Source organism: Mucilaginibacter glaciei, assembly GCF_014773245.1.
GTDB classification, from domain to species: domain Bacteria; phylum Bacteroidota; class Bacteroidia; order Sphingobacteriales; family Sphingobacteriaceae; genus Mucilaginibacter; species Mucilaginibacter glaciei.
Window position 1 is genome coordinate 221,558 of the sequence record NZ_JACWMX010000005.1, and the last position, 12,393, is coordinate 233,950.

Annotated in this window: 14 protein-coding genes; 6 read left to right on the top strand and 8 right to left on the bottom strand. The window is 43.4% G+C overall.

The window, feature by feature from the left end; translation table 11 throughout:
• Nucleotides 1-7: 7 nt before the first annotated feature.
• Nucleotides 8-733 (top strand): ribonuclease III, encoded by a 726-nt coding sequence (gene rnc, locus IDJ76_RS13420; protein WP_191163847.1) that lies wholly within the window; start codon nucleotides 8-10, stop codon nucleotides 731-733.
• A gap of 33 nt (nucleotides 734-766) precedes the next feature.
• Here rnc and IDJ76_RS13425 read toward each other — a convergent pair whose 3' ends face one another.
• Nucleotides 767-1,483, bottom strand: a complete 717-nt coding sequence (locus tag IDJ76_RS13425; protein ID WP_191163848.1) for a hypothetical protein — start codon at nucleotides 1,481-1,483, stop codon at nucleotides 767-769.
• Nucleotides 1,484-1,650: 167 nt separating this feature from the next.
• Between IDJ76_RS13425 and IDJ76_RS13430 the strand changes: the two genes are divergently transcribed.
• From IDJ76_RS13430 to miaE, 5 genes are all read left to right on the top strand, one after another.
• A complete protein-coding gene (locus IDJ76_RS13430) occupies nucleotides 1,651-2,526 on the top strand; it encodes a YicC/YloC family endoribonuclease (protein WP_224746320.1) in 876 nt (291 codons plus the stop codon).
• A gap of 97 nt (nucleotides 2,527-2,623) precedes the next feature.
• Nucleotides 2,624-3,196, top strand: a complete 573-nt coding sequence (gmk, locus tag IDJ76_RS13435; protein ID WP_191163849.1) for a guanylate kinase — start codon at nucleotides 2,624-2,626, stop codon at nucleotides 3,194-3,196.
• A 106-nt stretch (nucleotides 3,197-3,302) separates the two neighbouring features.
• Nucleotides 3,303-3,875 (top strand): nicotinate (nicotinamide) nucleotide adenylyltransferase, encoded by a 573-nt coding sequence (nadD, locus tag IDJ76_RS13440; RefSeq protein ID WP_191163850.1) that lies wholly within the window; start codon nucleotides 3,303-3,305, stop codon nucleotides 3,873-3,875.
• Between the two features lie 20 nt (nucleotides 3,876-3,895).
• Nucleotides 3,896-4,489 (top strand): hypothetical protein, encoded by a 594-nt coding sequence (locus IDJ76_RS13445; RefSeq protein WP_191163851.1) that lies wholly within the window; start codon nucleotides 3,896-3,898, stop codon nucleotides 4,487-4,489.
• Nucleotides 4,490-4,555: 66 nt separating this feature from the next.
• Complete coding sequence (gene miaE, locus IDJ76_RS13450; protein ID WP_317173967.1) at nucleotides 4,556-5,155, top strand: tRNA-(ms[2]io[6]A)-hydroxylase; 600 nt, start codon at nucleotides 4,556-4,558, stop codon at nucleotides 5,153-5,155.
• 298 nt (nucleotides 5,156-5,453) lie between these two features.
• Here the strand turns inward: miaE and IDJ76_RS13455 are convergent, their stop codons facing one another.
• The 7 genes from IDJ76_RS13455 to IDJ76_RS13485 form a co-directional block, all read right to left on the bottom strand.
• A complete protein-coding gene (locus tag IDJ76_RS13455; protein WP_191163852.1) occupies nucleotides 5,454-7,052 on the bottom strand; it encodes an FAD-dependent monooxygenase in 1,599 nt (532 codons plus the stop codon).
• A gap of 3 nt (nucleotides 7,053-7,055) precedes the next feature.
• Nucleotides 7,056-7,766, bottom strand: coding sequence for an SAM-dependent methyltransferase (locus IDJ76_RS13460; RefSeq protein ID WP_191163853.1), 711 nt, complete (start codon nucleotides 7,764-7,766; stop codon nucleotides 7,056-7,058).
• Nucleotides 7,767-7,820: 54 nt separating this feature from the next.
• Nucleotides 7,821-9,077, bottom strand: coding sequence for a pyridoxal phosphate-dependent aminotransferase (locus tag IDJ76_RS13465; RefSeq protein ID WP_191163854.1), 1,257 nt, complete (start codon nucleotides 9,075-9,077; stop codon nucleotides 7,821-7,823).
• Between the two features lie 155 nt (nucleotides 9,078-9,232).
• Entirely contained in the window at nucleotides 9,233-9,967 is a 735-nt protein-coding gene (locus tag IDJ76_RS13470; protein ID WP_191163855.1) for an acyl-CoA desaturase, read from the bottom strand.
• 155 nt (nucleotides 9,968-10,122) lie between these two features.
• A complete protein-coding gene (locus tag IDJ76_RS13475; protein WP_191163856.1) occupies nucleotides 10,123-10,581 on the bottom strand; it encodes a ferritin-like domain-containing protein in 459 nt (152 codons plus the stop codon).
• A gap of 201 nt (nucleotides 10,582-10,782) precedes the next feature.
• Complete coding sequence (locus tag IDJ76_RS13480; RefSeq protein ID WP_191163857.1) at nucleotides 10,783-11,472, bottom strand: hypothetical protein; 690 nt, start codon at nucleotides 11,470-11,472, stop codon at nucleotides 10,783-10,785.
• A gap of 251 nt (nucleotides 11,473-11,723) precedes the next feature.
• Nucleotides 11,724-12,305, bottom strand: a complete 582-nt coding sequence (locus IDJ76_RS13485) for a YciE/YciF ferroxidase family protein (protein WP_191163858.1) — start codon at nucleotides 12,303-12,305, stop codon at nucleotides 11,724-11,726.
• Between the last annotated feature and the right edge of the window lie 88 nt (nucleotides 12,306-12,393).

Genomic DNA, 12,393 nt, shown 5'->3' on the forward strand with positions numbered 1-12,393 from the left:
TCGTTGGATGCCAATTAGTCGCTTTTACAAGCTTTACATTTCCCCAAACAGAAAATATGTTAAGGTTTTAAAGAATTTGCTCGGTTTTGTACCGGGCAATTTATCTTTATACAAGTTAGCATTCCGGCACAAATCTGCCGCTCAAAACATAAAAAAAGGTGTTAAAAACAGTAATGAACGCCTGGAGTTTTTGGGCGACGCGGTGTTGGGCAGTGTAGTGGCCGAGGTGCTTTTTAAACTATACCCTTACGAGGATGAGGGCTTTTTAACCGAATTACGTTCAAAAATAGTAAGCCGTGTTAATCTGAATGCTTTGGGTAAAAAGCTCGGTTTTGATAAGTTGATAGAGTTTGATAGTAAGATGCTGAACTCCAGCAGGCAGGGATCGTTATTGGGCGATGCCTTTGAGGCGCTTATTGGCGCGGTTTACCTTGATAAGGGCTACGATTTTACGCGTAATTTTCTGGTTAACCACATCATCAAATCGCACATTGATATCCACACCCTTGAGCAAACCGAAACCAATTTCAAAAGTAAATTGATCGAGTGGTGCCAGCGCCACGGCAAGGATATTACCTTTGACCTGGCAACCAATCAGGAAGGCGAAAGCAATAAACTTTTTACCGTACAAGCCAGTGTTGATGGCGAGATAATGGGCTTAGGTAAAGAATTCAGTAAGAAAAATGCTGAAAAACTTGCTGCCGAAAAAGCTTGCGCAGCGTTAGGGATCTGATTTTTTATCCTGATAACTAATTCCCGATCATCTCTAATATAACTTCTCCAACTTTATTTTATCCCCGCCTTTTTTGTAACCTTCGTAGGCCTTTTTTACGTTGTTAATCAGGTCATAATCACTCCAGCCTTTAACATCAGTATACAGCGGGCGATAGTATTCCATAAATTTAGTGGCAACGCTATCTGTAGCCCCTGTAACACGCATTACAAAAGCTTTGTTGTATTTGCTATCAACCGATGTTTCTTCGCTTTCGCGCTTGGCAAAAGCTGCGAACCTACGCGCCTGACCCGGCGTTTTACCGAAAAGCTCGTAAAGGCCGGTAATAGGGTTGCTCAGGAATGATAATACCGGCGGCTTACCATTGTAGAATGTGCCTTTACTGCGATAGTTGCCCATAATATCATTCAGCTCCTGCTTTTTGGTTTGCCCGCGAACAATAACCTGGTCGAGCTGAACCTCGGGCTGCAGATAAACCACCATATCAAAACCTTCGTAGGCTTGTTTTTGAGGTGTAAAACCAGTTTTGTTAAACAATAAGGTATCGCCTTTTATAGCGGCTGTTTTAAAGTTACCGCGATCATCGCTCATCATAATCAAATGGCTCCGCATATTAGTGATTAGCACGTTAGCCAACCTGTCTGACGAGATCTTTTTATATACCGATCCTTTTACTTCGCTTGCCTGCTGGGCATAAGCAAACGTTAAAAAACCAAGGATAAATACAGTTACAACAACAATACGCTTCAAACCGGGTGGATTTTATTTCACAAAAGTATATAATGAATACGGTTAAAAGTGTGAAAAAGTGTTAAAGTCGGGATAAGACAGAAAGTTCGCTATCTGATAAGTAAGAAGATCTATCTTACACCGGGTCAGACTTTTCGGACTTTCGGACTAAAAACCTATCTTTGCACATGATAAAATCCATGACAGGGTATGGGATTGCCAGCTTTGACTCGGGCAGGATAAAATATACCGTCGAGATCAAATCTCTTAACAGCAAATTTCTTGAACTATCCCTGCGCTTGCCAAAAATGTTCTCTGAGAAAGAGTTCCAGCTCCGTAACGATTGCAGCAAACAGATAGACCGGGGTAAGGTGAATTTATCTATCAACGTAGAGCAAGCAAACTCTAATGTTAAAGCTGCAGGTATCGACCGCGAATTGCTTAAGCATTACTACAATCAGCTAAAATCTGTAAGCGAAGAATTAAACGAACCAACAGGTAACCTGCTGCAATTAGCCCTGGGCTTACCCGAGGTGGTTAAATATGAGGAAGAATCAGTATCTGATGATGAATGGAAACTGGTTGAGAAAACTTTTCAGCAAGCTATGGCCGCCTTCCAGCAGTTCAGAAGCGATGAGGGGAACGTGTTAGAGCAGGATATTAAAATGCGTATCGGCATCATCCTGAAAAACCTGGAGCTGGTAATGATAGAGGAACCTAAAAGGGTGCCTGCTATCCGCGAGCGACTTAACCAGTTTTTAAGTGAAGCCGCCGGTGCCGAAAACATAGATAAAAACCGCTTTGAACAGGAACTGATCTACTATATAGATAAGCTTGACATTACCGAGGAGAAGATCAGACTGAAAAGCCATTGCGACTATTTCATCGAAACATTGAAAAATGCTGATGCCAATGGTAAAAAGTTGGGCTTTATATCGCAGGAAATAGGACGGGAGATCAATACCCTCGGTAGCAAGGCCAATGATGCCAACATGCAGAAACTGGTAGTAGGAATGAAAGAAGAGCTGGAAAAAATTAAAGAACAACTATTGAACGTATTATAGTTTATTGGTTCAATGGTTCATTAGCTCATTGGTTTGCCTGGTGGCGGCCATTTACTGATCAACTATTTTACCAATGAACAATTGAACAAATGAACTAATGAGCCAAAACGGTAAACTCATCATATTTTCGGCCCCGTCGGGCGCAGGTAAAACTACTATTGTGCACCACCTGCTGGGAAAGATCCCCGATCTGGAGTTTTCCATATCTGCAACCACCCGCCCGGCCCGCGGCGATGAGGAGCATCAAAAGGATTATTACTTCATCAGCAAAGAGGAATTTTTGCACCGGATTGCCAAGAAACAGTTTGTGGAGTTTGAAGAGGTTTACTCGGGCACGTTCTACGGTACGCTCCGTACCGAAATTGAGCGCATTTGGGCTAAAGGTAAAACGGTAATATTTGACATAGATGTAGAGGGCGGTATGCACCTAAAGCGCAAGTACGATGGGCAGGCTCTTGCTATTTTTGTTCAGCCACCATCTTTAGAGGTTTTAAAGCAGCGTTTAAGCGGCCGTGGTACCGATAGTGAAGAAAAACTGCAGGAGCGCTTTGCCAAAGCAGAAAAAGAATTAAACTACGCGCCACAATTTGATATTATCCTTAAAAATTACGATCTTCAAACGGCATGCGCGGAAGCCGAGAAATTGGTGGGCGATTTCATAGGTTCATAGTTGATATTATGTTCCTTACAGCTTCCTTAAAGCATAGTATATTTAGCAACGCACGGTTAGCTACTTACTAAAATTGCCGGATACAAATTGTTAACTGCAAACTGCTATGAAGATAGGCCTGCTATTCGGTTCGTTTAATCCTATACATATAGGGCATTTAATCATTGCTAACTATATGGCCAACCATACCGCCTTAGATAAGGTCTGGCTGGTGGTATCGCCACAAAACCCCTTAAAAAAATACGGCGATCTTATTAATACTTATGACCGTATAGAGATGGCCAAACTGGCTACCGATAACGCCACCAACATTTCTGTAAGTGATGTGGAATTGAAGTTGCCGCAACCATCTTATACGATAGATACTCTTGCCTTCCTGAAGGAAAAACATCCGGAGCACGAGTTTGTGCTGATCATGGGATCGGACAACCTTGTTACCCTGCACAAATGGAAGAACTACCGGCTCATTTTACGCGATTACCAGATTTTTGTTTATCCCCGCCCGGGTTATGAGAATGCCGAACTGGCCTCGCACCCTTCGGTGACGATCACCATGACACCGCAAATGGAGCTCTCGGCTACGTTTATCAGAAAATCAATTGCCGAGAAAAAGAACATCCAATATTTTGTGCCCGATGCCGTTTTAAAGTTTATAGAGGCCAAAAGCCTTTACAAGTAAACTTTAAAGTCATCGCCGCTATGAAGAAGATCTTTTTAATAGCTATTGCCTTATTCGCGTTCCAAGCAGCCTGGGCGCAACAACCAAATTTTATTGATGCCGCAACGGCTGATTCGTTACTGAAACAAAGTGAAGCCACTTTCCCTAAGTTTTGCCGTGAGTTAACGTATATCCGTACGCACGATGAGCTGATCAAGCAGGTAAACTTTTCCCGCTCCAAAATACTGAACGGGTCGCCGGCATCAGCATCGCCCAGAGGGGTGATCAATATTGATATTTCTTATTTAGAGCACCCTAAGCCCGACTTTGATGATAACCGCCTGATTGTGGTTTTATACCATGAAATAGGGCACCTGCATTATTTTACGATAACGCCGCCTGCCGACAGGGCACCTATGAACAGTGAGAAAGCGGCCTTTGAATATTCGCTGCTCAAAACAAAGGAAATGGCAGAAAAAGGCGACTGTCTACCCCTTAAAACCGGGTTGAAATTTATGAAGTTACGCAGCAAAAGCAATAACCTGCAAGACCCGCATGTGCGCGCGTTAAAACTAATGGTAACCGAACCGCTGTATTTTGATTATTTGAAATATGCTAAAGAGCATTGCGGGTAGGGGTGATACGCTCTTTCGTAGCTCTTGATTATAAACACTTGCCGCTATCTTATTATATTTGTACCCGTGAGCGAGAAAACCATCCTTAAACTACAATTACCTACCGACCCGCTTTGGGTAAAAAACGTGGTAGAAAGTAATATTGAAGAATTACTGACTGACCATGCCTATTGCGAGCAGAAGGCAGCCACTAATGCCATTACCCTTATTATCCAAAACCCGAACCTGAGCGATATTGTGCAGGAAATGGTTGCCCTGGCACAAGAAGAATTGGAACACTTTAAAATGGTACACGCCATTATGCTTAAGCGCGGTTTTACGTTAGGGAAGGAGCGCCGGGATAACTACGTGAACGAATTGCGCCGGTTTATGATAGTAGGCGGCGGCCGCGAGGCGCAGTTGATAGACCGATTATTATTATCGGCCATGATAGAGGCCCGTAGCTGCGAACGCTTTAAGGTACTATCGGAGAATATTAACGATGCTGAATTAGCGGAGTTTTATCACGAATTGATGATAAGCGAAGCCACCCATTATGCGATGTTTATCCGCCTGGCTAAAAAGCATGCGGTAGAGGTAGATGTGGATGCCCGCTGGAAGGAATTCCTGGAGTTTGAAGCGCAGGTGATCCAAAATTACGGCAAAGGCGAAACCATCCACGGTTAAAACTTCCCTTTTAAATTCATTCGTCGATACAAAATCAACGTTTACCGACACATTTGCCGGCGGGCATTCCCATGGTTTACCTTTATGCCAGAGTAATAACAACAATACCTGGCATTAGGCCCGGGCGCGCAACGCCCCGGGGTGGCCCGCCGCTTACGAGAAGAGAATTGGGTGGTTTTCTTCTTAACGGAAACGAAGCGGGCGGGCCACCGCCAATGCAGGATTGAGCTGCATCACAAATAGCCCTCGTAATAAATAGTTGAAATGAAATGCCCTGGCCGAACAGCTAAGGCATTTTTTATAATGTAAAACCTACCACGTTAACAAAGTAATTGTCCATCAGTTCGATATCTATCAAGTCATTAGCGTAACCAATGTGCATATCGGGCCTTACAATAAGTGCCCTGCGGGTGCCGGGTGTCACTTCAAAAGCGTCAAAAACGTTTTGATTTTTAACAGATGGCGGCAAATGGAAAAAATTGAGCGTGCCGTTGTGCTTTTGGGTGATCCATTTAGCGATGGTAAAAAGAAAAGATTCGCTCACCTCGCCCAGGGTAATCAGGGTGAAACCCGGCTTGCCGCACCACGCCTGGATATCGGTTGTTATTTGTTGTTTTTCGTCATAGATCTCTAAATAGGGTAGCCTGTCGCCCGCTTTGATCCGGGTTGATTTTCCCAACTGCAAATTGATCCGGCTATCGCGATACCCAATACCAATTTGCGATACCTGCTTAAAGAAATATTGCCGCAGCCTTTCGTTCCCCCAAACTAATTCTAACCCGCGGGGTACCACGTATTTTTTAAGTAACCTGCTCAACCAGCTGCGTGAGGTAATGGCGTCAAATATCCTGTCTGTACTGCTCAACAGGTCTTTAGCTACGGGCATCCGCTCGTCAGCATAGCTGTTTAAAATAGCAGGCTTAATTTGCCCGGCAAGTACGGCGGCCATTTTCCAGGCCAGGTTATAGGCATCCTGCAGGCCGGTATTCATCCCTTGCCCGCCAACCGGCGAGTGGATGTGCGCTGCATCGCCAATTAAAAAACAGCGGCCTTCGCTAAATTTTTCGGCCATACGGTGATGCAGTTTGTAAATAGTGAACCAGTTTAACTGCGCCACATGGATGACGGATGCGGTTGTCTCGTTAAGATCAGGCAACACATCATTTATATTTAAATCTTTTTTATTGGCTAATCCATCCGGCAGGCTCGCCACGATTCGGAAAGATCGCTCTTCAGGCATTGGAAAAACCGCAGCAAAACCTTTTTTAGCGAGGTAAAAGTTAACCATGTCGCCGTTTAGCGGATTGTCCAACTGAACATCTGCCAAGTAAAATTGATGCTGGTAGGTATCGCCTGTAAATGAGATGCCCAGTTGCTTGCGTACCATACTGTGTGCACCATCGGCACCAACCACATAGTCACACGTTAGGGTGTGGGTGTTTTCGCCAATTTGTAGGGTGGCGGAAATATTTTCAGAATTTTGGCTGAGTGTTAAAAGTGATGTTTCCCAGTAAACCGGGCAGCAGGCCTGCGTTAAATAATCCAGCAAAACGCGTTCATTCTTGCTTTGCTGAAACAGGTGTATAAAAGGGAACTTCGTTTGACTGTTCCCAATATCTTTTAACGATATGGAGGCGAGCTCCCGGCCATCTTGATGGTAATTTAAACCACCGGCTTGTTTGCCGCCGTTAAGCACTTTATCTACGATGCCCAGCTGCCTGTAAATTTCTAATGACCGCGCTTGAACAGCTAAAGCCTTCGATTGATTTGTAGGTCCGCTTTTGGCGTCGATGATCACCGGCTGCACACCATTACGTAATAACTGGGCGGCCATCATCAACCCGGACGGGCCGGCCCCAACTATCAAAACACTGGTATGTTGCGGCAGGCTTATCATCTATCAGGCATGAAATAACAGGAAAATTGCAGGGCGTTTACGCAGGTCTGGTACTTGTTTTTGCCATTCGGCAATGCTAAGGGTTTTAATAAATTCGGTAGGCGCGGTAATGTCACAAGCGATACAAAGGCGGGTAGTAGCTTTACAAGTATTCAAAACAGCCTGCAACATGCTATCATTACGGAACGGCGTTTCGATAAAGAGCTGGGTTTGCTTACCCTTTTCGGCAGCGCTTTCCATGTCCTTCAGTTTTTTGGAGCGCTCCTCTTTATTAATAGGTATATAGCCATGAAAGGTAAAGCTTTGCCCGTTAAAGCCCGAGGCCATTAATGCCAGCAGGATAGAACTCGGCCCAACCAGCGGCACTACCTTAATGCCTTTACGGTGCGCCTCGGCCACGATATCCGCACCAGGATCAGCAATCCCGGGGCAACCGGCTTCACTCATCAGGCCCACATCGTTACCCGCTGCAAGGCCTTTAAAAAACTCTTTTAGCCCGGCATCGCGGTTATGTTTGCCATAATCATGAATAACCAGCTCGCTCTGCGGTGTTTTAAGGCCGGCTTCCTTTAAAAAACGACGAGCGGTTTTCTCATTCTCAACGATATATTCTTTGATATGATTAACGGTATCAACCAAATAAGGCGTAAATGATTTTGCCGCAGCTTCATCGGCAAGGGGTACAGGGATCAAAAAGAGGGTTCCGTTAGGCATAGTTTTTTATATAATGCAAAAAGGGACGCGATGCTTCGCGTCTCTACCATATTGTTATTTCAATTTATTTAACGCTTCGCGAATGCGCGGAATCATCTGTTCGATATCTTCCAACGTGCTTGCGCCGACAGATGCCCTGAACCAATTCACATCATCGCCGGTGCCAAAGGCAGAAAAAGGCACAAAAGCGACCTTAGCCTCTTTGATCAGGTAAAAGTTTACATCGGCACTGTTTTTTAATATCTGCCCTTCCGGTGTGGCTTTGCCGGTATAATCTATTTTGATGGTTAGGTAAATCGCGCCCATCGGTTCAATTGAATCAACGCTGAACCCATCAGCTTTTAACGCCTGGAAACCCTCGTGCAGCGTGCTCAGGCTGGCGCGGATGTCGGCTTTCAGTTTTTCCAGATAAGTATCAACAAAGGTTTCGTTCTTCAGGTAATCAGCCATTGCAACCTGCTCTGCTTTGGGTGACCAGGCACCCATGTGGCCAACAATGGCTTTCATGTTGTTAATGATCCCGGCAGGGCCAAAGCCCCAGCCAACGCGTACACCGGTAGCCGCAAAACATTTAGATCCGCCGTCAACAAATACGGTATAGTCCTTTAATTCGGGGCGCAGGGTAACCGGGTCATAATGTTTGTGATCGCCAAAGGTTAGTTGCGAGTAGATCTGATCGTACAACAAGTATAGCGGTTTCTGATCTGCCGGGCGGCTTTTGTTTTCGGCAATCACCAGGTCGCAAATTTCTTCCAGGTCCTGCTTATTAAACATGGTACCGGTAGGGTTAAGCGGCGAGCATAAGGCCAGTAGGGTAGCACCCTTTAAATGCGGTGCTATCTCTGCCGCAGTGGGCATAAAATTATTTTCTGGCCGGGTTTGTACCAAAATAGGTTCAGCACCGGTAAGGTCACAATAGTGATTATTATTCCATGACGGTGTAGGGAAAACCACCCAGTCGCCCGGATCAACCAGGGCCAGATATGCCGAATAGATGAGCGGGCGCGAACCGCCGGAAATCAGGATTTGATTTGACGGATACTGCAGGCCCATACGGCTGCTCAAAAAGCCAGACACGCTTTCACGCAGGCTCAGCATCCCATCTGCAGGGGGGTAATTGGTTTGGTTATGGTTATAGGCGTCAATAATCCCATCCTTCAATTCAGCAGGGATAGGGTAAATATTTGAATCGAAATCGCCAATGGTGAGGTTGGCAATATTCTGGCCTTGTTTTTTTAATTCGTTTATCTCGCCGGCTATCTTAATAATTTCAGAGCCGCTTAAATTTTGAGCTAATACCGATACTTTCATGTATAGAATAATTGAGGCGTAAAGATAGGGTTATTGAGGGGAAAGGGAAAAGGTTGATGACAAAAGGTACGATATTGCCCGGGGATAAAATCTGTCAAAAAAGAAACGGCGAAAAGTTTATCACCTTTTGCCGTCCTCCTTATATTTTTATCTGTTTATAGATACGCCTTGCGCAGCCTGATGATGCGCGCCCAGTGCATTAATTTCATCACCGGGTAAACAGGGTCGATCTCAAACCATTTTGCACCAAAATTGGCATTGTTAGGGCGTTTGTGGTGATTGTTTTGGAATAATTCGCCCAACATCAAAAAGTCAAACGGGGTGGTGTTTTTTGATTTATCGTTGTTGTCAAAATTAGCGTAACCGTACTTATGGCCGCACCAGTTTACAATGGCGCCATGTAAAGGACCCATCATAAAGTGGATAGGAATCAATAAATACATCCACCACTGGGTAGCAAATGCTACATAAAAAGCGATATACAAACCACCAAATATTAAGCGCGACAATATAGATGAGCCTACGTAATCTAAAAACTTCCATTCCGGATAGTTTCCCTTGAAACGTTCTTCAGGTTCTTTTAACCGTTTGATATGATCGCGGTAGCTTAACACGGTGTGCCACATCATCTGGAACACATCTGTAAAAAAGTGTGGAGAATGCGGGTCTTTCTCGGTATCACTGTAAGCATGGTGCTCGCGATGCATAATAGCATAGGCACGCGGGTTTAAAAAGGATGACCCCTGGAAAACATACGTCATGACATAGAAGGTACGCTCAAAGAATTTGTTGGTTGTAAACATCTTGTGAGATGCGTAACGATGCAAGAAAAATGTTTGGAAGAATAGCGACAAAAACCAATGCGCCAAAAAGAAAATTAGTATAATCACAAAATTGAGTTTTATTTTTTATTGTTATTTATAACGATTACAAATATACGATTTTTAATTAATCAAGGATTTTAAATTAAGATTAACAAATAAACCAAAAACGAGAAAAGCCGCTCTGAGTTAAGCAGAGCGGCTTTTATTGTTAAATATTACGATTACAACTGGCTATCTCTTAAAGCTTTGATGGCATCGTGGCCCTCATTAATGCCTTGTTGTTGTTGTGCAATAAGTTCGCGGTGCTGGGCAGATAAACCGTTATCCTCAGATAAGGCTTCACGATACGCTTTTTTAATAGCATCCTCGCCGCGTTCGCATTCTTCTAAAATAGCTTTACGATCATGTCCGCTAAATGTAGCTTTTACATCTAACCATGCGCGGTGGATAGTACCTGATGCAGTATTACCGGTTTCAACTTCGCCGCCAGCTTCACCAACTGCCTGGCTTAATTCTTGTGAATTTTTACGGCTATCGCTCGCATATTTTGCAAATACAGCTTTTAAATCTACGTCAACGTTATCTAAGTCTTTAGATGCGCGGTCAAACCCATCTATACGGTCGTTATTAATTTCAATCAGATCATTTAAAACTTCAATTGCTTTTTCTGTAGTTTCCATAGTGGTAGTATTATGTTTTGTTTGGTAAGGGTTATGCAAGTACCCTGCCACAAATTAATTTCAAATTAATTAAATTAATAATTATAGATATTTTCCTGCAAGTCAATTAAATAAGGATAAAAAAGTCGAATCAACACAAAACGCCTGGCTAATTTGAGCCGGGCGTTTTAATAATTGGTTGGTAAAAAAATACGCCCTGTACTATTTTATTGAAAAATCATATAATTTACCGGTAACCTTAATGCCAAATACCGTTGCACTTTCTTCAATTATCCCAACTCCTTTGGCAATGTAATAGTCATAGTTGCCAACATCAGTAAATCCGCCGCTGCCATTTGCAGCCTGTACCAGTATACTGGTATGGATAACATTATTAAACTTTTTATTAAAAACGGTACGTGTAATACCTTTTTCAACCATTTTACCGGTAACCTTGCTTCCTATATCTTTTTTTGAAACAAAATATTCCGCGGCATTCCATGTGGTGCCAACCGCAACATCGGCTTTTAGGTAAATAACCTCCGTGGTATCATTGTCAGCGTCGATGTCGCGTTCAGAATAGGTTTCGCCGGTATTATAAAAATAAACGCTGCCGGCCTTTGGCTCCGAACTTGCTTTACTCACACCCACAAAATAAGACCGCGCGCTAAAAACCGCGGTGGTATTAAGCATTGTAGCAATAGTAGTATCAACGGTTGCGCCGCTGAAGGCGTATTTCCAATAGGAGCCTTGTTTTACAGGTTGATAATTATATGCGGAGTTAACAGCAACGGTAGTTACGGTTGCGGTAATGGCGGTCCCGGCAAATTCTGTGTAATTAACTGCATCTTTTTTGCAGGCGGTAAAAAACAGCGCAACCATAACGAAAGGGAAAAGTAATTTTTGTTTCATGTGGCTTAGGTTAGTCCGGTAAATTTAACATTATAGATTGGTTTTGAGTGACTAACGAATTAAATCGCCCGTTATAAATTTACACGTTTCCCTGCTAATAAATTGATGGACAACTCTCTTACTTCAATTTTTTTAAAAGAGGCTAAGTATGCGTTTTTACGTTGCAGCCCATTAAACATAATAATAACAAAAAAGACCGCCCCTCACAAAGGGCGGCCTTACATTATCACAACTTTGAAAAAACCTATCGGTTATTCTTTTTCGCTTTTACCGCCTTCGTTAATGCCGGCTTCGGCAATTTGGGTAAGCAGGCTATCGCAATTCTTTTCTTCTTCAAGCGTGGCTTGCAAAAGTTCAGCGGCCTTAGTGTAGCCTAATGTCATGGCCAAGGTGCGCAGGGTGCCATAAGACGCAATTTCATAATGCTCCACTTTTTGCGCGGCAGATATAATACCTGCATCACGGGTGAAGGTGCCTTTTTCGGTTTCAGACATAATCTCTTCTGCTTCTTTTAGTAAACCCGCCATCGCTTCACATTTTACGGCAACCGCTTTTTCGCCTATCGATGCGAAGGCATCTTCCAGGCGGGTTATCTGGCCTTCTGTTTCGGTAATGTGAGTTTGGATAGCATTTTTCAACTCGTCAGACGTAGCATTCTTAGCCATTTTTGGTAAGGCCTTTAACAGGTGTTTTTCTGCCCAATAAATGTCTTTCAATTCGTCAAGAAATAATTCATTCAACGCAGATTCTTCTACTGGGGTAGTTGTCTCGGTTGCTTTTGCATTAGTTTTAGGCGCAGCTTTCTTTGGTGCCGCTTTAGTAGTTGTTGCCATTTGTTTTGTTTTAAGTAGATGTGTTAAATAATAACACTATTTACAACCATAAGTTTTCGGTTTTTCTTATTTATTTAATATTTTAATT